The 18,627-nt window shown below is 52.0% G+C and carries 18 protein-coding genes and 1 rRNA gene; 9 read left to right on the forward strand and 10 right to left on the reverse strand.

Annotated elements, in window-relative coordinates:
* Both HEN33_RS03070 and gmhB read right to left on the reverse strand, forming a co-directional pair.
* A 16S ribosomal RNA gene (locus HEN33_RS03070) occupies positions 1 to 148 on the reverse strand; the annotation flags it as partial.
* Between the two features lie 365 nt (positions 149 to 513).
* Positions 514 to 1,086, reverse strand: a complete 573-nt coding sequence (gmhB, locus tag HEN33_RS03075; protein WP_001140176.1) for a D-glycero-beta-D-manno-heptose 1,7-bisphosphate 7-phosphatase — start codon at positions 1,084 to 1,086, stop codon at positions 514 to 516.
* Between the two features lie 187 nt (positions 1,087 to 1,273).
* On the opposite strand from gmhB, the gene metN reads away from it, so the two are divergent.
* From metN to HEN33_RS03110, 7 genes are all read left to right on the forward strand, one after another.
* Positions 1,274 to 2,305, forward strand: coding sequence for a methionine ABC transporter ATP-binding protein MetN (metN, locus tag HEN33_RS03080; protein ID WP_000593991.1), 1,032 nt, complete (start codon positions 1,274 to 1,276; stop codon positions 2,303 to 2,305).
* Positions 2,298 to 2,951 (forward strand): methionine ABC transporter permease MetI, encoded by a 654-nt coding sequence (locus HEN33_RS03085; RefSeq protein ID WP_001294600.1) that lies wholly within the window; start codon positions 2,298 to 2,300, stop codon positions 2,949 to 2,951. The genes metN and HEN33_RS03085 overlap by 8 nt, the downstream gene beginning before the upstream one ends.
* 39 nt (positions 2,952 to 2,990) lie before the next feature.
* On the forward strand, positions 2,991 to 3,806 hold the full coding sequence (gene metQ / locus HEN33_RS03090; protein ID WP_000874226.1) for a methionine ABC transporter substrate-binding lipoprotein MetQ: 816 nt from the start codon (positions 2,991 to 2,993) through the stop codon (positions 3,804 to 3,806).
* Between the two features lie 117 nt (positions 3,807 to 3,923).
* Positions 3,924 to 4,328: an Rcs stress response system protein RcsF gene (gene rcsF, locus HEN33_RS03095; protein WP_001202329.1), complete on the forward strand. Its 405-nt coding sequence runs from the start codon at positions 3,924 to 3,926 to the stop codon at positions 4,326 to 4,328.
* Positions 4,325 to 5,032: a tRNA (N6-threonylcarbamoyladenosine(37)-N6)-methyltransferase TrmO gene (gene tsaA, locus HEN33_RS03100; protein ID WP_176263081.1), complete on the forward strand. Its 708-nt coding sequence runs from the start codon at positions 4,325 to 4,327 to the stop codon at positions 5,030 to 5,032. The genes rcsF and tsaA overlap by 4 nt, the downstream gene beginning before the upstream one ends.
* 110 nt (positions 5,033 to 5,142) lie before the next feature.
* Positions 5,143 to 6,861, forward strand: coding sequence for a proline--tRNA ligase (gene proS, locus HEN33_RS03105; protein ID WP_001260696.1), 1,719 nt, complete (start codon positions 5,143 to 5,145; stop codon positions 6,859 to 6,861).
* A 52-nt stretch (positions 6,862 to 6,913) separates the two neighbouring features.
* Positions 6,914 to 7,738 (forward strand): YaeF family permuted papain-like enzyme, encoded by an 825-nt coding sequence (locus tag HEN33_RS03110; RefSeq protein WP_176263082.1) that lies wholly within the window; start codon positions 6,914 to 6,916, stop codon positions 7,736 to 7,738.
* Between the two features lie 29 nt (positions 7,739 to 7,767).
* Here HEN33_RS03110 and nlpE read toward each other — a convergent pair whose 3' ends face one another.
* From nlpE to HEN33_RS03125, 3 genes are read right to left on the reverse strand one after another with little or no spacing between them, the layout of a single operon-like run.
* Positions 7,768 to 8,478, reverse strand: coding sequence for an envelope stress response activation lipoprotein NlpE (nlpE, locus tag HEN33_RS03115; protein ID WP_046076735.1), 711 nt, complete (start codon positions 8,476 to 8,478; stop codon positions 7,768 to 7,770).
* A gap of 13 nt (positions 8,479 to 8,491) precedes the next feature.
* Positions 8,492 to 8,914 carry an alternative ribosome rescue aminoacyl-tRNA hydrolase ArfB gene (gene arfB / locus HEN33_RS03120; protein WP_000635529.1) on the reverse strand — a complete coding sequence of 141 codons (423 nt, stop codon included), beginning with the start codon at positions 8,912 to 8,914 and terminating at the stop codon, positions 8,492 to 8,494.
* Positions 8,911 to 9,456, reverse strand: coding sequence for a YaeQ family protein (locus tag HEN33_RS03125; RefSeq protein WP_001185283.1), 546 nt, complete (start codon positions 9,454 to 9,456; stop codon positions 8,911 to 8,913). The genes arfB and HEN33_RS03125 overlap by 4 nt, the downstream gene beginning before the upstream one ends.
* Positions 9,457 to 9,621: 165 nt before the next feature.
* On the opposite strand from HEN33_RS03125, the gene HEN33_RS03130 reads away from it, so the two are divergent.
* A complete protein-coding gene (locus tag HEN33_RS03130) occupies positions 9,622 to 9,822 on the forward strand; it encodes a YaeP family protein (protein WP_000417058.1) in 201 nt (66 codons plus the stop codon).
* A complete protein-coding gene (gene rof / locus HEN33_RS03135; RefSeq protein ID WP_000062312.1) occupies positions 9,809 to 10,069 on the forward strand; it encodes a Rho-binding antiterminator in 261 nt (86 codons plus the stop codon). Before HEN33_RS03130 ends, rof begins: the two co-directional genes overlap by 14 nt.
* A gap of 52 nt (positions 10,070 to 10,121) precedes the next feature.
* Here the strand turns inward: rof and tilS are convergent, their stop codons facing one another.
* The 5 genes from tilS to dnaE form a co-directional block, all read right to left on the reverse strand.
* Entirely contained in the window at positions 10,122 to 11,417 is a 1,296-nt protein-coding gene (gene tilS, locus HEN33_RS03140; RefSeq protein WP_000176508.1) for a tRNA lysidine(34) synthetase TilS, read from the reverse strand.
* 64 nt (positions 11,418 to 11,481) lie between these two features.
* Entirely contained in the window at positions 11,482 to 11,871 is a 390-nt protein-coding gene (locus HEN33_RS03145) for a VOC family protein (RefSeq protein ID WP_000901098.1), read from the reverse strand.
* A 56-nt stretch (positions 11,872 to 11,927) separates the two neighbouring features.
* Positions 11,928 to 14,069 carry a lysine decarboxylase LdcC gene (gene ldcC / locus HEN33_RS03150; protein WP_176263083.1) on the reverse strand — a complete coding sequence of 714 codons (2,142 nt, stop codon included), beginning with the start codon at positions 14,067 to 14,069 and terminating at the stop codon, positions 11,928 to 11,930.
* A 97-nt stretch (positions 14,070 to 14,166) separates the two neighbouring features.
* Positions 14,167 to 15,126 carry an acetyl-CoA carboxylase carboxyl transferase subunit alpha gene (gene accA / locus HEN33_RS03155; RefSeq protein ID WP_000055746.1) on the reverse strand — a complete coding sequence of 320 codons (960 nt, stop codon included), beginning with the start codon at positions 15,124 to 15,126 and terminating at the stop codon, positions 14,167 to 14,169.
* Between the two features lie 12 nt (positions 15,127 to 15,138).
* Complete coding sequence (gene dnaE / locus HEN33_RS03160; protein WP_001294736.1) at positions 15,139 to 18,621, reverse strand: DNA polymerase III subunit alpha; 3,483 nt, start codon at positions 18,619 to 18,621, stop codon at positions 15,139 to 15,141.
* Positions 18,622 to 18,627: the final 6 nt, after the last annotated feature.

Below are 18,627 nucleotides of genomic sequence, written 5' to 3' on the forward strand. Positions count from 1 at the left end.
CCCCCTCCATCAGGCAGTTTCCCAGACATTACTCACCCGTCCGCCACTCGTCAGCAAATCAGCAAGCTGATTCCTGTTACCGTTCGACTTGCATGTGTTAGGCCTGCCGCCAGCGTTCAATCTGAGCCATGATCAAACTCTTCAATTTAAAAGTTTGATGCTCAAAGAATTAAACTTCGTAATGAATTACGTGTTCACTCTTGAGACTTGGTATTCATTTTTCGTCTTGCGACGTTAAGAATCCGTATCTTCGAGTGCCCACACAGATTGTCTGATAAATTGTTAAAGAGCAGTTGCGACGCGGCTTTCAGCTCACTGTCGCGAGGTGGCGTATATTACGCTTTCCTCTTTCAGAGTCAACCCTGAATTTCAGGATTTTTCTCTTCAACCGAACCGGCTGTTTGTGTGAAGTGATTCACATCCGCCGTGTCGATGGAGGCGCATTATAGGGAGTCGTTTCAGGAAGACAAGCGGAAAAATGCATTTTTATTTCAACCGCTCATCTTTTAATCATTACACCGGTTTTTGCTGCTTTTTTATCGCTTGCGGCAGGTCTGCCAGGCTATTTAACACCCAATCCGCCGCGTTTTCTGCTTCAGGCGTAATAGGTTTTCCCGTACGCACCAGCACTTTTGTTCCCACGTTCGCCGCAGCCGCAGCCTGCATATCTTCTAATTTATCGCCCACCATATAAGAAGCAGCCATATCAATATGTAAATAATCGCGTGCTGACAAAAGCATCCCCGGATGTGGTTTGCGGCAATCGCAGACCTGGCGAAACTCTTCAACACTACCCTGCGGATGATGCGGGCAATAATAGATACCATCCAGATCGACATCGCGGTCCGCCAGCGACCAGTCCATCCACTCGGTCAGCGTTTCAAACTGTGCTTCAGTAAATTTACCGCGAGCAATGCCAGACTGGTTGGTTACTACCACCAACGCAAAGCCCATTTTTTTTAGCTCGCGCATGGCGTCAATAACACCGTCGATAAATTCAAAATTGTCGATCTCATGGACATAACCGTGATCGACATTAATGGTGCCATCACGGTCAAGAAAAATTGCGGGTACGCTCTTCGCCACCTTTTATAGCTCCTTAATAAGGCATGTGACGCTAGTATCGCATGTTTCGACCTGCAAGAAAGTGCTCTTCGCATAAACCTGATTGATTTAGACGTCTGGATGCCTTAACATCCATTTCATTGACGGCTTTGACCGTTTCAGGCATTCGAAATGCCACGACTAACTTAATGACGATAATAAATAATCAATGATAAAACTTTCGAATATCACCAAAGTGTTCCACCAGGGCACCCGCACCATCCAGGCGTTGAACAACGTCAGCCTGCATGTGCCAGCTGGACAAATTTATGGCGTTATCGGTGCCTCAGGCGCGGGTAAAAGTACGCTTATCCGTTGTGTAAACCTGCTGGAGCGCCCAACCGAGGGTAGCGTGCTGGTCGATGGTCAGGAACTGACCACGCTGTCAGAATCCGAGTTGACCAAAGCTCGCCGCCAGATTGGTATGATTTTCCAGCATTTTAACCTGCTCTCTTCGCGCACTGTTTTTGGCAACGTGGCACTGCCGCTGGAGCTGGACAACACGCCGAAAGACGAGATTAAACGTCGCGTGACAGAATTACTGTCATTGGTTGGTCTTGGCGATAAGCATGATAGTTACCCGTCTAACCTTTCCGGTGGGCAGAAACAACGTGTGGCGATTGCCCGTGCGTTAGCCAGCAATCCCAAAGTATTGCTGTGTGATGAGGCCACCAGCGCGCTGGACCCGGCAACAACACGTTCTATTCTCGAACTGCTGAAAGACATCAATCGTCGTCTGGGTTTGACGATTCTGTTGATCACCCACGAAATGGACGTTGTGAAGCGCATTTGTGATTGCGTGGCGGTGATCAGTAATGGCGAGTTGATCGAGCAGGACACGGTAAGTGAAGTGTTCTCGCATCCGAAAACGCCGCTAGCGCAGAAGTTTATTCAGTCGACCCTGCATCTGGATATCCCGGAAGATTATCAGGAACGTCTGCAAGCGGAACCATTCGCTGACTGCGTGCCGATGCTGCGTCTGGAGTTTACCGGTCAATCGGTCGATGCCCCGCTGCTTTCTGAAACCGCGCGTCGTTTCAACGTCAACAACAACATTATTAGCGCGCAGATGGATTACGCCGGTGGCGTTAAGTTCGGCATCATGCTGACTGAAATGCACGGCACACAACAAGATACGCAAGCCGCCATTGCCTGGCTGCAGGAACACCATGTAAAAGTAGAGGTACTGGGTTATGTCTGAGCCGATGATGTGGCTGCTGGTTCGTGGCGTATGGGAAACGCTGGCAATGACCTTCGTATCCGGTTTTTTTGGCTTTGTGATTGGTCTGCCGGTTGGCGTTCTGCTTTATGTCACGCGTCCGGGGCAAATTATTGCTAACGCGAAGCTGTATCGTACCGTTTCTGCGATTGTGAACATTTTCCGATCCATCCCGTTCATTATCTTGCTGGTATGGATGATTCCGTTTACTCGCGTTATTGTCGGTACATCGATTGGTTTGCAAGCAGCGATTGTTCCGCTGACAGTTGGTGCAGCACCGTTTATTGCCCGTATGGTCGAGAACGCTCTGCTGGAGATCCCAACCGGGTTAATTGAAGCTTCCCGCGCAATGGGTGCTACGCCGATGCAGATCGTGCGCAAAGTGCTGTTACCGGAGGCGTTGCCAGGTCTGGTGAATGCGGCAACTATCACCCTGATTACCCTGGTTGGTTATTCCGCAATGGGTGGCGCAGTCGGTGCCGGTGGTTTAGGTCAGATTGGCTATCAGTATGGCTACATCGGCTACAACGCGACGGTGATGAATACGGTACTGGTATTGCTGGTCATTCTGGTTTATTTAATTCAGTTCGCAGGCGACCGCATCGTCCGGGCTGTCACTCGCAAGTAACGTTCAACACAACATAAATAATTGAAGAAGGAATAAGGTATGGCGTTCAAATTCAAAACCTTTGCGGCAGTGGGAGCCCTGATTGGATCACTGGCACTGGTAGGCTGCGGTCAGGATGAAAAAGATCCAAACCACATTAAAGTCGGCGTGATTGTTGGTGCCGAACAGCAGGTTGCAGAAGTCGCGCAGAAAGTCGCGAAAGACAAATATGGCCTGGACGTTGAGCTGGTCACCTTCAACGACTATGTTCTGCCAAACGAAGCATTGAGCAAAGGCGATATCGACGCCAACGCCTTCCAGCATAAACCGTACCTTGATCAGCAACTGAAAGATCGTGGCTACAAACTGGTCGCAGTAGGCAACACGTTTGTGTATCCGATTGCCGGTTACTCCAAGAAAATCAAATCGCTGGATGAACTGCAAGATGGTTCGCAGGTTGCCGTGCCAAACGACCCGACTAACCTTGGTCGTTCACTGCTGCTGCTGCAAAAAGTGGGCTTGATCAAACTGAAAGATGGCGTTGGCCTGTTGCCAACAGTTCTTGATGTTGTTGAGAACCCAAAAAACCTGAAAATTGTTGAGCTGGAAGCACCGCAGCTGCCGCGCTCTCTGGACGATGCGCAAATCGCTCTGGCGGTTATCAACACCACCTATGCCAGCCAGATTGGCCTGACTCCGGCGAAAGACGGTATCTTTGTCGAAGATAAAGAGTCTCCGTACGTAAACCTGATCGTGACCCGTGAAGATAACAAAGACGCTGAGAACGTGAAGAAATTCGTCCAGGCTTATCAGTCTGACGAAGTTTACGAAGCAGCAAACAAAGTGTTTAACGGTGGCGCTGTTAAAGGCTGGTAATTTTTAGGCTGTTTCCACAATTTGTAATATCATTCAGGACGGGCGCTTGCCCGTCTTGTCATTTTTACAAGCTCCTGATTCAATATTGACGTTTTGATCATACATTGAGGAAATACTATGCGTGCTTTACCGATCTGTTTAGTAGCACTCATGCTAAGCGGCTGTTCCATGTTAAGCAGATCCCCTGTCGAACCCGTTCAAAGCACTGCACCCCAGCCGAAAGCGGAGCCTGCAAAACCGAAAGCGCCGCGCGCCACGCCGGTCCGAATTTATACCAATGCAGAAGAATTAGTCGGCAAACCGTTCCGCGATCTCGGTGAAGTCAGTGGCGATTCTTGCCAGGCCTCCAATCAGGACTCTCCGCCGAGCATTCCAACCGCACGTAAGCGGATGCAAATCAACGCCTCGAAAATGAAGGCCAATGCGGTATTACTGCATAGCTGCGAAGTCACCAGCGGTACGCCAGGCTGCTATCGTCAGGCTGTATGTATCGGTTCTGCGCTTAACATTACGGCGAAATGAGCAGTTTCCAGTTCGAGCAAATAGGCGTTATTCGCTCGCCCTATAAAGAAAAATTCGCCGTTCCGCGCCAGCCAGGTCTGGTAAAAAGCGCCAACGGTGAACTGCATCTCATTGCTCCCTACAACCAGGCCGACGCCGTTCGCGGCCTGGAAGCGTTTAGCCATTTATGGATCCTTTTTGTCTTTCATCAAACAATGGAAGGCGGCTGGCGTCCGACTGTGCGTCCACCGCGCCTCGGCGGTAACGCCAGAATGGGTGTTTTCGCCACACGCTCTACTTTCCGTCCTAATCCGATTGGTATGTCGCTGGTAGAACTGAAAGAGGTTGTTTGCCATAAAGATAGCGTGATTCTGAAGCTTGGCAGTCTGGATCTGGTCGATGGGACGCCAGTGGTGGATATCAAACCGTATCTCCCCTTTGCCGAATCGCTTCCCGATGCCAGCGCCAGCTATGCGCAAAGTGCACCAGCGGCAGAGATGGCGGTGAGTTTTACCACAGAGGTCGAAAAGCAACTTTTGACACTGGAGAAGCGTTATCCGCAGTTAACGCTGTTTATCCGCGAAGTACTGGCGCAGGACCCGCGCCCAGCCTATCGTAAAGGTGAGGAAACGGGCAAAACCTATGCCGTCTGGCTGCATGATTTTAACGTTCGCTGGCGCGTTACCGACACAGGTTTTGAAGTCTTTGCGCTGGAACCGCGTTAAATTCACGCCCTTCTCTTTTGACATTTCTTTTGCACTGGTAAACTAAATCACTTTTTTTGTCCCAGGCTCGCCTTGAGCCTGTTCTACCTTCCAACTGGAACCGTAACAACATGCGTACTAGCCAATACCTGCTCTCCACTCTCAAGGAGACACCTGCCGACGCCGAGGTGATCAGCCATCAGCTGATGTTACGCGCCGGGATGATCCGCAAGCTGGCCTCCGGGTTATACACCTGGCTGCCGACCGGCGTGCGCGTTCTGAAAAAAGTCGAAAACATCGTGCGTGAAGAGATGAACAACGCCGGTGCGATCGAGGTGTTAATGCCGGTGGTTCAGCCATCTGAACTGTGGCAAGAGAGTGGTCGTTGGGAACAGTATGGCCCGGAATTGCTGCGTATTGCTGACCGTGGTGACCGTCCGTTCGTACTCGGCCCAACTCATGAAGAAGTGATTACAGACCTGATTCGTAACGAGCTGAGCTCTTACAAACAGCTGCCGCTGAACTTCTATCAGATCCAGACCAAGTTCCGTGATGAAGTGCGCCCGCGTTTCGGCGTCATGCGTTCCCGCGAATTCCTGATGAAAGATGCTTACTCTTTCCATACCTCTCAGGAATCCCTGCAGGAAACCTACGATGCAATGTATGCGGCCTACAGCAAAATCTTCAGCCGCATGGGGCTGGATTTCCGCGCCGTACAGGCCGATACCGGTTCTATCGGCGGCAGCGCCTCTCACGAATTCCAGGTGCTGGCGCAGAGCGGTGAAGACGATGTGGTCTTCTCCGACACCTCTGACTATGCAGCGAACATTGAGCTGGCAGAAGCTATCGCGCCGAAAGAACCGCGCGCTGCTGCTACCCAGGAAATGACGCTGGTTGATACGCCGAACGCGAAAACCATCGCTGAACTGGTAGAACAATTCAATCTGCCGATTGAAAAAACGGTTAAGACTCTGCTGGTTAAAGCCGTTGAAGGCAGTAGCTTCCCGCTGGTTGCGCTGCTGGTTCGCGGTGACCACGAGCTGAACGAAGTTAAAGCTGAGAAACTGCCGCAGGTTGCAAGCCCGCTGACTTTCGCGACTGAAGAAGAAATTCGTGCCGTGGTTAAAGCCGGTCCGGGTTCACTGGGGCCGGTAAACATGCCGATTCCGGTAGTAATTGACCGTACTGTTGCGGCGATGAGTGATTTTGCTGCTGGTGCTAACATCGATGGCAAACACTACTTCGGTATCAACTGGGATCGCGATGTCGCAACCCCGGAAGTTGCGGATATCCGTAACGTAGTGGCTGGCGATCCAAGCCCGGATGGACAGGGTACGCTGCTGATCAAACGTGGTATCGAAGTCGGTCACATCTTCCAGCTGGGTACTAAGTACTCCGAAGCACTTAAAGCCTCCGTTCAGGGTGAAGATGGCCGTAATCAGATCCTGACTATGGGTTGCTACGGTATCGGCGTAACGCGCGTAGTAGCTGCGGCAATTGAGCAGAACTACGACGAACGCGGCATCGTATGGCCTGACGCTATCGCACCTTTCCAGGTGGCGATTCTGCCGATGAACATGCACAAATCCTTCCGCGTACAGGAGTTGGCTGAGAAACTGTATAGCGAACTGCGCGCACAGGGTATCGAAGTGCTGCTGGATGACCGCAAAGAACGTCCGGGCGTGATGTTTGCTGATATGGAACTGATCGGTATTCCGCACACTATCGTGTTGGGCGACCGTAACCTCGACAACGACGATATCGAATACAAATACCGTCGTAACGGTGAGAAACAGTTAATTAAGACCGGTGACATCGTCGATTATCTGGTGAAACAGATTAAAGGCTGATGCCAGAAAGGGTCCTGAATTTCAGGGCCCTTTTTTACATGGATTGTATAAAATGGATAAACAAAAGGCGCACTGCTGCCTGCTTCTCTCCTGCTTTCTTTCACTTTCGGCCTGTACCGTTGACATCAGCCAGCCAGACTCATCAGCCACAGCGGTAGATGCCGAGGCAAAAACATGGGCAGTCAAATTCCAGCATCAAAGCTCTTTCACCGAACAATCAATAAAAGAAATAACAGAACCTGATCTCAAACCCGGCGATTTACTGTTCTCCTCAAGCCTTGGGGTAACCTCATTTGGTATCCGCGTCTTCAGCACTTCCTCTGTGAGCCACGTTGCAATCTTTTTGGGAGATAATAACGTTGCAGAAGCGACAGGAGATGGCGTCCAGATTGTTTCCCTTAAAAAAGCGATGAAGCATAGTGATAAGCTTTTCGTCTTACGAGTCCCGGACCTTACCCCGCAACAAGCCACAGAAATTACCGCGTTTGCCAATAAAATCAAAGATAGCGATTATAACTATCGCGGCATTGTCGAATTTATTCCATTTATGGTGACTCGCCAGATGTGCTCACTGAATCCGTTCTCCGAGGATTTTCGCCAACAGTGCGTCAGCGGCCTGGCGAAAGCGCAGTTAAGCAGTGTGAGCGAAGGAGACAAACAGTCGTGGTTTTGTTCGGAATTTGTCACTGATGCATTTGCCAAAGCCGGACATCCGCTTACGCTGGCACAGTCTGGCTGGATTAGCCCTGCCGATCTGATGCATATGCGTACTGGCGATGTCTCTGCGTTTAAGCCAGAAACGCAGTTAGAGTATGTCGGGCACTTGAAGCCAGGGATTTATATTAAAGCGAGTCGCTTTGTTGGTCTGACTCGGTGATAAAAGCCGGAGAATGCTCCGGCATTCAATTACTGCCCCAAACTACTGCAATCCTGGTTTGGGTAAAATTTACCTGCCGTATCGGGCGCTAATACTTTGGTTGGCGCACCGTTATCCGGATTAGTCTCAAGCGTAAAGTGACCTTCTACTGACAGTAACACCGGTTTTTCACTGTTACCGCGCGCAGCCAGGTAGCTACGCTCCAGCTCTGCATTATTCGCTACCATGAAACGTTTTCCGGTCGCACAATCAGTAAAGGTTGCCGCATCAGCCATATAAAAATACATGCCGCGTAGAGTCATCGGCGTCACTGGCAGGCTGGACTTTGCCGGTTCCAGTGTATAGTTGAACTGCGATTCGATCGGATTGCCTTCACGATCGAGCATCTCCAACGCATCTCCTTTCGCCCGATAATATGACTTTTCACCTTTACTGTCGGTTAATACCAGTTTGTCAGCGGTTCGCGCCCATGTACCGTAGGAGGCGAAAGAGGAAGGCTCTTCACGCGCGCCCAGATAACGTTCATTCATCACCCATGTTCCGTCTTTTTCGAGGAACAGTGAGGTTTCGATACCTTCGCAATCAGCACACGGCAGTACGCCGCGCCAGCTTTGTGGCATCGGCTTCAGTTCAGCGGCCTGCGCCGGAGAAAGCGTATCGACTTCGGCTCGATTATTACATCCCATCAGAGTAAAGAGGCTGATTACAGCCATCGCTGTCACTATCGCTTTTTTCACCATCCATTCCTTCTTTTTATTCCCGACCGCCGCGCACTTTGCCGCGCAACGCCTTCACGCTTGATTTTTGTGCTTTCGATACCAGCCTGCGCTCTTTTGATGCGCGGGTAGGTCGTGTCGGTCGTCGGGCTTTTTGTTCTGTTGTTAATTCTTTAATCACTGCCACCAGCCGAGCCAGCGCCGCTTCGCGGTTCAGTTCCTGGCTGCGATATTCCTGTGCCTTGATGACAATTACTCCATCACTGCTGATCAAATGATGGCTGGCGGCTAGCAGACGCTCTTTGTAATACTCTGGCAGGCTGGACGCTCGAATGTCAAAACGCAGATGAATAGCCGTTGAGGTCTTATTAACATGCTGTCCGCCCGCGCCCTGTGCACGAATAGCAGTGATCTCAAACTCGCCATCGGGGATAGCAACATGTCGGGAAATCACAATCATGAAGGTTGTTGCCAGACGGTTAAGTTCACTTCCAGATTATTCTTGTCATCCGATAACCAGATCACGCCATCCTGAATCGTTGCCTGCAGCGTCATGGTACGATCGGCAAAGGCGCTCACTTTTGCCAGTTGCTCGTCGTCCAGATACCAGACGGAAAGATTGGCAAACTGCGCACATTTACTCTGATTTTGCTGCCACCAGATTTGCGCCGCCCGACTATTATAGGCAAACAGCGCCACTTCTGCGGCCTGGGTGCAGGCTTTCTTAATCCGCCGCTCATCCGGCAATCCCAGTTCAATCCACAAATCAATGCCCAGATGATCATTACGCAGCCACGCTTCCGGCTCATCATCGGCACACAAACCTCGGGTAAATTGCAGACGTTCATCAGCATATTTCAGCCACGCCAGCAGGCGCAGCATCATGCGCTCCTGGGTTTCTGAAGGGTGGCGCGCCAGCGTCAGAGAGGCATCGAGAAACTGGTTGCGGTCGAGATCGGCCACATTAACCGTCGCTTTATAAATTGTCGCTTTAAGCGCCATAAGAAAACTCCTTTCGAATCAGGAGGCCATTGTAACGGAATACGTGCAGTTGCGACGCTGATATTGCAGAAATGAGTGTGGTATAGTCACCTTGCGAAACAGAGTTTATCTTCGTAGGCTTAGACTTGCATCCACGGTTAAGTCAGAGTGCTGACAGGAGGGCATGTGGAAAAATATTGTGAGTTAATACGCAAGCGGTACGCGGAAATCGCCAGCGGAGACTTAGGATACGTTCCGGACGCGCTGGGCTGCGTTTTGAAAGTGCTGAATGAAATGGCTGCCGACGATGCCCTTTCTGAGGCTGTCAGGGAAAAAGCAGCATACGCTGCGGCAAACTTACTGGTGAGCGATTATGTCAATGAATGATACGTATCAACCAATCAATTGTGATGATTACGATAATCTTGAGCTCGCCTGCCAGCATCATTTAATGCTGACACTTGAGCTGAAAGATGGCGAAAAATTGCAGGCGAAGGCCAGCGATTTAGTCTCCCGCAAAAATGTGGAATATCTGGTCGTCGAAGCTGCTGGCGAAACCCGCGAGCTACGTCTGGATAAAATTACCAGCTTTAGCCACCCGGAAATCGGTACGGTGGTGGTGAGCGAGTCCTGATTGACTTTCGCCGGATGCGACGTTTGATGCGTCTTATCCGGCTTTCACTTAACTAAGCGTTTCGCCGCCAGACAAAACTTACGCCATTCTCACCTTCAGCCACACCTTCTTGCGTCACAAATACCTCTGCCGCTGCAATCAGCGTTTCGCCATAAAACAGCAGTGGCGTGGTGTCACGCAACCACGGCGGTACGCCCAGTTCCTGCCAGATTTTCTTTAACTTACGCCCACCATTGCGCCCGACAATATGCAGCAATCCTGGCGCTTTGAAACGCACGCTGACCGCTTCGTCTGCACGCGGAGGGCGAATATCGCCTCCCGCAGTAAGTTGTACACTTCCCAGCGCCGCCGGTAATTCCAGCGGTTGTAGCCACGTCTGCCACGGCACAATGGTTTCGCTTTGCCCAGTGACGGATTTAATCCACCACAGTTGCGACTGATAGCGGCGGATTTCAAACGCACCCAAACGTAAACAGGGGGAAGCATCTTCTCGCGCCAGCGCCACTTCCTGCCAGATCCTCACCAACGCGTCGCGGGAAGGCATCGGTGCATTCTGCCCTGCCAGCCAGCGGCGGATAATCGCCGCGCGACGGGCATCACTCATCGCCAGCATTGGCGCAATCTGCAGCGTCCCCTGCGGCGTTTGACAGTGTGCTAAATCATCTGCCAGCAGTTCATCCAGCAGGCTCTCTTGCTCAGCACAAAGTGCAGCGCTGCGGGCCGTTGCTTCGGCAAAATGCGGCCAACGCTGCTGCAATAACGGCACTACGCGCAGGCGCAGGAAGTTACGATCGTATGAGTCGTCCTGATTACTTTCGTCTTCAATCCAACGTAAACCATGCGCCAACGCCCACTGCTCCAGTTCTCCCCGTGTGCGGGCGAGCAACGGGCGGATCAGCCGCGTTCCGGCAAACTCCGAGACTTCCGCCATAGCCGAAAGCCCTGCAGGGCCGCTACCACGTTTTAACGCCAGCAGAAACGTTTCACATTGATCGTCGAGATGTTGCGCTGTAACCAGCACTTCACCAGGTAACAGGGTACGAGCAAATGCCTGATAACGTGCCTGCCGCGCCTGAGCCTCAATACCTAGCCCCTCTTGCGCAAGTTGCACACGCTCAACCACCAGCGGCACCTGCCACTGCTGGCAGATATTTTCACAATGTTTCACCCAAGCATCAGCGTTGGCACTTAAACCGTGATGCACATGAATAGCGCGCAGGGTGACGCCCGGATTTTCCGTCCGCCACTGCACCAACTGATGCAGCAGAACGGTGGAGTCAAGCCCGCCGCTAAAGGCCACCAGAATCTGGCGTGAGATGAGAAGTTGTCTATTGAGCGTGAGTGTCATGATGGTGCGATTTTACAGTAGCAATGCCCGGCACGTTACCGGGCAAATGTGGCGATGACAAGCCTTACTGCTCATACAGTTCCAGCGGCAGCCCGTCAGGATCGTTAAAGAACGTGAAGCGTTTTTGCGTATACGGGTCGACACGTATGGCTTCACATTTCACGTTATGGCTTTCAAGATGCGCCACTGCCGCATCGATATCATCAACGCTAAAAGCCAGATGACGCAGGCCGCAAGCTTCCGGTCGGCTGGGGCGCTCCGGCGGGAACGGAAATGAGAAAAGCTCAATCACATATTGCCCATTAAGCGCCAAATCCCCTTTCCACGAATCGCGCGCTTCGCGATAGACTTCGCTTTGCAGCGTGAAACCGAGAATATCGCAGTAGAAAGCTTTGCTCACCGCATAATCCGTCGCAATAATCGCAATATGATGAACTTGTTTTAAACCCAGCATAACGTCTCCTTTATTTGTTAACAGCACGTTACTCGCCCGGAAGCCGCTCTGGCAAGTTATCCCGCCATTTTTAGGACTCGTACGCGGTAAACGCCATCTTCGTCCTGTTTCGCGCCGTGAATATCCGTTTCAAAGCCGGGGTAGCGCTGGCCCACTGAACAGAGCATCAGCAGAAAATCGAGTACCGTGCGGCTCTCCTCGGTCAGCATTTCTCCAGGCATCAGTAGCGGTACGCCAGGCGGATAAGGCAGGATCATATTTGCCGATACCCTACCGACCAGTTGTTCCAGCGCAATGGTTTCTACTTCGCCTTTAACCTGTCGTTGCCATGCCTGATGTGGCGTCATGATCATCTCCGGCAAAGTATCAAATGCCCGCAACATCAAACCGGGAAGATCGTGTTTACGAATCAGCTTATGGATGCCTTGCGCCAGATCCTGAATACGCATATTGCGATAAAAATCGGGATCTTCTGCATAGAGATCGGGCAGCATATTTTTGATCCGCAGGTTGAGATCGTAAGAGCGCTTAAATTCCGTCAACCCACGCAATAATCCCATTGCTTTGGTTTTATCGATACCAATACTAAAGAGAAACAGCAGGTTATAAGGGCCGGTTTTCTCTACTACGATCCCACGTTCGTCGAGGAATTTTGCCACCAGCGCCGCCGGGATCCCCTCATCGCTCATATTGCCCTGCTCGTCCATCCCCGGTGTCAAAATAGTGACTTTAACCGGATCGAGAAACATATGATCGGCATCCGCATCGTTAAAGCCGTGCCACTGTTCGCCAGGCGCAACGGGCCAGCATTCGGCTTCATCCACCTGCGGCGGTTGCCAGATATCGAAAAACCAGCTGTCAGACTCTTCCCGCAGCCGCTGGACCTCTTTGCGAAAATGCAGCGCTCGTTCTACTGAACGGTTAATCAGCCGTTTGCCCGGATTACCACGCAGCATCGCCGCCGCTGTCTCAACCGAAGCAACAATGGGATAACTGGGCGAAGTGGTGGTATGCATCATAAAGGCTTCATTAAACGCCTCTTCGTCGTACTCACCTTTAATGTGGATCAGTGATGCCTGCGACAACGCCGCCAGCATTTTGTGGGTCGATTGCGTTTCGAAGAAAACTTTTCCTGCCACCCGATCGCCACTCATACCACTTTTGCCCTGATAGATCGGATGAAAATGAGTATACGGGACCCAGGCGGAATCGAAGTGGATCGAGGGGACATCCAGCGTCTGTTTGATCCAGTCGGTGTTGTAGAGCAAGCCATCATAGGTTGAGTTGGTGATCACCGCATGAACCGGCCATTGTGCCTGCGTGGTAGCAGCGACTTTCTCTTCGATACTGTCGCGGGTAAATTCTCGTCGCGGGATCCCACCCAGAATCCCCAACGCATTACGCGTCGGTTTCAGCCAGACCGGCACTACATCGTTCATCATCAACAGATGCGCCAGTGATTTATGGCAGTTGCGGTCAATTAACAGCGTACTGCCGGATGGCGCGGCGTACATACCCACAATTTTGTTCGACGTCGATGTTCCGTTGGTGACGATATAACTCTGTTCCGCGCCGAAAGTCCGTGCGATGTACTCTTCCGCTTCCAGATGTGGCCCGGTGTGGTCGAGCAACGAACCTAGCTCGGTTACCGAAATAGAGACGTCCGCCTTGAGGGTATTCCCGCCGAAAAAATCATAAAACAGACAGCCTACCGGGCTTTTCTGATACGCGGTGCCACCCATATGCCCCGGCGTACAAAAGGTGTACTTCCGCTCTTTGACATAAGTAAACAAGGCTTTAGTGAATGGCGGGGTAATGTTATCGAGATATTCGTTGGTGTACTGACGCATACGAATGGCGATATCTTCTGCCTGCCCCAGCGCATATTCAAAGAACCAGAGCGCCATCCGCATATCCTGCACGCTGACATCCATCGTCGAGTGAGTATTGATGAAGGCATAAAGCGGGAGATATTCATTAAGTTGATTGATATCGCTACATAAATCGAGACTGTATTCATCCCAGTCAAAAATCACGCCGCATATTCGTGGGTTGTGTTCGATAAATTTCAGCAAATCAACGCTGTTTTGTGGCCAGATAATCTGAAAACCTTGCGCCACCAGCGCCGACTCCAGTTCTTTGATGGGCTCATCTTTATAAAAGACGCCATGCGGTCCCATAATGGCAATGATATTCATGTGTTCCTCCTGGAAAATCCTTCCTTAATCATAGCCTGCTCAAACCGTGGCGATAAAAAAGGGCCACCGAAGTGACCCTTTTCAGAACATTTGCTGATTACGCGTAGCCGTAGCTCATCAGACGCTGATAACGACGATTTTTTAAATCTTCAGTGCTTAACACGTCGAGATCGGCCAGATCCGCCAGCAGTTGCGCTTTCAGAGACGCCGCCATCGCTTCCGGGTTACGGTGAGCGCCGCCCAGCGGTTCCGGGATGATGGAGTCAATCAGTTTCAGTTCTTTCAAACGCGGAGCGATGATCCCCATCGCTTCAGCCGCCAGCGGTGCTTTGTCGGCGCTCTTCCACAGAATGGACGCGCAACCTTCCGGCGAAATAACGGAATAGGTGCTGTATTGCAGCATATTCACTTTATCGCCCACGCCAATCGCCAGTGCGCCGCCAGAACCACCTTCACCGATAACGGTGCAGATAGTCGGTACGCTAAGGCGAGACATTTCACGCAGGTTGCGTGCAATGGCTTCAGACTGACCGCGTTCTTCTGCGCCCACGCCAGGATAAGCCCCCGGGGTGTCGATAAAGGTGATGATGGGCATCTTAAAGCGTTCAGCCATTTGCATCAGACGCAGTGCTTTGCGGTAACCTTCTGGCGCTGGCATACCAAAGTTACGGCGAATTTTTTCTTTGGTTTCACGACCTTTTTGATGACCAATGATCATCACCGGACGACCATCGAGACGGGCGATACCCCCGACGATAGCTTTATCGTCTGCATACGCGCGGTCGCCAGCCAGTTCGTCAAATTCATCAAAGGCCAGGCGAACGTAATCCAGGGTATAAGGACGCTGTGGATGGCGTGCCAGTTGCGCAATCTGCCATGCACCGAGATCGGCGAAGATTTTACGCGTCAGTTCTACGCTTTTTTCACGCAGACGATGCACTTCTTCATCGATATTAATATCCAGTTTCTCATCCTGGCGGCTAACCGCAGTCAGAGAATCGATTTTCGCTTCCAGCTCTGCAATCGGCTGTTCAAAATCAAGGAAATTCAGACTCATAGTATTCCTGTATTAGTCAAACTCCAGTTCCACCTGCTCCGAACCAATGAGGCCACGGAGATCGTTTAATAAACGATCGCTCGGAGAGACACGCCACGTCGCGCCAAAACGCAACCGCGCGCGTGCATCCGCCCTCTGATAGTAGAGATGTACTGGAATTGTCCCAGAGCGGTGGGGTTCCAGAGACTGACGGAGTCGGTTTAAAAGCTGGTCATCAATTTGCCTGTCCGTCAGCGAGATAGCAAGCCCGCGAGCATATTTTTCCCGGGCTTCGTCAATATCCATCACTTCGCGAGCGGTCATTTTAAGCCCACCGCTGAAGTCATCAAAGCTGACCTGTCCGCTGACGATAAGTATGCGGTCTTTTTCCAGCAATTGCTGGTATTTATCCAGGGCGTCAGTAAACAACATCACTTCCAGCCGCCCGGAACGGTCATCCAGCGTGCAGATACCGATACGATTGCCGCGCTTGGTGACCATAACCCGCGCAGCAACAACGAGCCCCGCAGCCGTGGTGACTTTACCACGTTCTGTCGGGTGCATGTCTTTCAGCCTTACGCCTCCGACATAACGCTCAATCTCTTTTAAATACTGGTTGATAGGGTGTCCCGTCAGGTACAGACCTAACGTTTCACGTTCCCCATCTAACACCACCTGCTCCGGCCACGGTTGGCAACTGGCGTAGGATTGTTCAATTTGTTCCGGCTCTTCTGCCAGCACGCCGAACATATCAGCCTGACCGATGGCTTCTGCTTTCGCGTGTTGATCAGCCGCCTTTAACGCATCGCCCAGCGAGTTCATCAGCGCCGCGCGGTGTGGCCCAAGACGGTCAAACGCCCCGGACATGATCAGTTTTTCCAGCACTCGCCGGTTTAACTTTTTGGTGTCTGTACGGGCGCAGAGATCAAACAGTTCACGGAAATAGCCGCCTTTATTACGGGCTTCGATGATCGCCTCAATCGGACCTTCACCTACCCCTTTGATCGCGCCAATACCATACACGATTTCGCCGTCGTCGTTGACGTGGAAATGGTAAAGACCGGAGTTTATATCTGGTGGCAGGATTTTCAGCCCCATCCGCCAGCACTCATCCACCAGGCCCACCACCTTCTCGGTGTTGTCCATATCGGCGGTCATTACTGCCGCCATAAACTCCGCCGGATAGTGCGCTTTCAGCCATAACGTTTGATATGACACCAAAGCATAGGCCGCGGAGTGCGATTTGTTAAACCCGTACCCAGCGAATTTCTCCACCAGGTCGAAGATTTTCATCGCCAGTTCGGCGTTGATCCCGTTCTTTTCTGCGCCTTCAGCAAATACAGAACGCTGCTTGGCCATCTCTTCCGGCTTTTTCTTACCCATCGCACGACGCAGCATATCCGCGCCACCGAGGGTATAACCAGAAAGCACCTGGGCAATCTGCATGACCTGTTCCTGATACAGGATGATGCCGTAGGTTGGCTCCAGTACCGGTTTCAGGCTTTCATGCTGCCACTGCACATCCGGATAGGAGATCTCTTCGCGACCATGTTTACGGTCGATAAAGTTATCCACCATCCCTGATTGCAACGGGCCGGGGCGGAACAGTGCCACCAGTGCGATCATATCTTCGAAGCAGTCAGGTTGCAGACGCTTGATCAGGTCCTTCATGCCGCGCGATTCAAGCTGGAACACCGCCGTGGTTTCCGAGCGTTGCAGCATGTCGAAACTTTTCTTGTCATCCAGCGGGATGGCGGCGATATCCAGCGGCGGCTCGCCATTCTTCGCCCGCCGCTTGTTGATCATCTCCAGCGCCCAGTTGATGATGGTGAGCGTACGCAAACCAAGGAAGTCGAACTTCACCAGTCCGGCGTATTCAACGTCGCTTTTATCAAACTGGGTGACCGGATGTTTGCCCTCTTCATCGCAATAAAGCGGCGCAAAATCGGTAATTTTAGTCGGCGCGATAACCACCCCACCGGCGTGCTTACCAGCGTTACGGGTGACCCCTTCCAGTTTGCGCGCCATGTCGATCAGCGCCTTAACTTCTTCGTCCGCTTCGTAGATTTCCGGCAGTTGCGGCTCGGCTTCAAACGCTTTCGCCAGCGTCATCCCCGGATCTGGCGGGATCAGTTTCGAGATACGATCGACAAAGCCGTACGGATGCCCCAGCACGCGGCCTACGTCGCGGATCACCGCTTTTGCCGCCATTGTACCGAAGGTGATGATCTGCGATACCGCATCACGGCCGTACATATCTGCCACGTGTTCGATAACCTGGTCGCGTTTTTCCATACAGAAGTCAACGTCGAAGTCAGGCATGGAGACACGTTCCGGGTTAAGGAAACGTTCGAACAGCAGGTCAAATTCCAACGGATCGAGGTCGGTGATTTTTAACGCGTAAGCCACCAGTGACCCTGCACCAGAACCACGGCCTGGCCCTACCGGTACGCCGTTATCTTTCGACCACTGGATAAATTCCATAACGATGAGGAAGTAACCCGGGAAGCCCATCTGGTTGATAACCTGAAGTTCAGTATCCAGACGCTCGTCATACTCCGGGCGACGCTTAAGACGTTCTTCCTCGTCAGGGAATAAAAATGCCAGACGCTCTTCCAGGCCTTCTTTTGCACGCTTGACCAGATAATCTTCGGTGCTCATGTCCCCGGTCGGGAACTGCGGCAGGAAGTATTCACCCAGACGCACAGTCACGTTACAGCGTTTGGCGATCTCAACAGTGTTGGCAAGGGCTTCGGGGATGTCGGCAAACAGCTCGCACATCTCCTCTTCGCTGCGCATATATTGCTGCGGCGAATAATTACGCGGGCGTTTGGGATCGTCGAGAGTAAAGCCGTCATGGATCGCGACGCGGATTTCGTGCGCGTCAAAGTCGCTGCTGTCGATAAAGCGCACGTCATTGGTCGCCACGACGGGCAAACCGCGCGCTTCCGCCAGTTCCACTGCCGCGTGCAGATAACTTTCTTCGTCCGGCCTGCCGGTTCGGATCAGTTCGAGAAAATAGCGATCCGGGAAGTGCTCTTCATAAAACGCAACGCACTCATCTACCAGCGCGCTGTTACCACGCAAAAGACTGCGCCCGACGTCGCCCATGCGCCCGCCGGAAAGGAGGATCAGCCCTTCGTTTAATTCGATAAGCCAGTCGCGATCGATGATAGGCCCAGCGGCACCGTACCCGCGCTGATACGCTTTTGAGATCAGCAACGTCAGATTCTGATAGCCGATATTGTTCGCCGCCAGCACCGTCAGGTGGGTTAACTCATCACCCAGCAGGTCGCACTGGACATTAAAATCTGCCCCGACGATGGGCTTAATCCCTGCGCCATGTCCCGCTCCGTAGAACTTCACCAGACCGCAAAGGTTGGTGAAATCGGTGATCGCCAGTGCTGGCATACCCAACGCCGCCGCCTTTTTTACCAGCGGCGCGGTTTTGGCCAGGCCATCGATCATCGAGTAGTCGCTATGCACCCGCAGGTGTACGAAACGTGGTTCAGACATCTTCAG

Origin of the sequence: Escherichia sp. 94.0001 (genome assembly GCF_013369155.2) — a bacterium.
GTDB classification, from domain to species: Bacteria; Pseudomonadota; Gammaproteobacteria; order Enterobacterales; family Enterobacteriaceae; genus Escherichia; species Escherichia coli_F.

Coding starts and splice junctions, on each gene's coding strand:
- HEN33_RS03085 (WP_001294600.1), top strand. CDS start 2,298: ATGTCTGAGCCGATGATGTGGCTGCTGGTTCGTGGCGTATGGGAAACG.
- dnaE (WP_001294736.1), bottom strand. CDS start 18,621: ATGTCTGAACCACGTTTCGTACACCTGCGGGTGCATAGCGACTACTCG.
- rof (WP_000062312.1), top strand. CDS start 9,809: ATGTCAATGAATGATACGTATCAACCAATCAATTGTGATGATTACGAT.
- HEN33_RS03110 (WP_176263082.1), top strand. CDS start 6,914: ATGGATAAACAAAAGGCGCACTGCTGCCTGCTTCTCTCCTGCTTTCTT.
- tsaA (WP_176263081.1), top strand. CDS start 4,325: ATGAGCAGTTTCCAGTTCGAGCAAATAGGCGTTATTCGCTCGCCCTAT.
- arfB (WP_000635529.1), bottom strand. CDS start 8,914: ATGATTGTGATTTCCCGACATGTTGCTATCCCCGATGGCGAGTTTGAG.
- metQ (WP_000874226.1), top strand. CDS start 2,991: ATGGCGTTCAAATTCAAAACCTTTGCGGCAGTGGGAGCCCTGATTGGA.
- metN (WP_000593991.1), top strand. CDS start 1,274: ATGATAAAACTTTCGAATATCACCAAAGTGTTCCACCAGGGCACCCGC.
- tilS (WP_000176508.1), bottom strand. CDS start 11,417: ATGACACTCACGCTCAATAGACAACTTCTCATCTCACGCCAGATTCTG.
- ldcC (WP_176263083.1), bottom strand. CDS start 14,069: ATGAATATCATTGCCATTATGGGACCGCATGGCGTCTTTTATAAAGAT.
- rcsF (WP_001202329.1), top strand. CDS start 3,924: ATGCGTGCTTTACCGATCTGTTTAGTAGCACTCATGCTAAGCGGCTGT.
- accA (WP_000055746.1), bottom strand. CDS start 15,126: ATGAGTCTGAATTTCCTTGATTTTGAACAGCCGATTGCAGAGCTGGAA.
- proS (WP_001260696.1), top strand. CDS start 5,143: ATGCGTACTAGCCAATACCTGCTCTCCACTCTCAAGGAGACACCTGCC.
- HEN33_RS03145 (WP_000901098.1), bottom strand. CDS start 11,871: ATGCTGGGTTTAAAACAAGTTCATCATATTGCGATTATTGCGACGGAT.
- HEN33_RS03125 (WP_001185283.1), bottom strand. CDS start 9,456: ATGGCGCTTAAAGCGACAATTTATAAAGCGACGGTTAATGTGGCCGAT.
- nlpE (WP_046076735.1), bottom strand. CDS start 8,478: ATGGTGAAAAAAGCGATAGTGACAGCGATGGCTGTAATCAGCCTCTTT.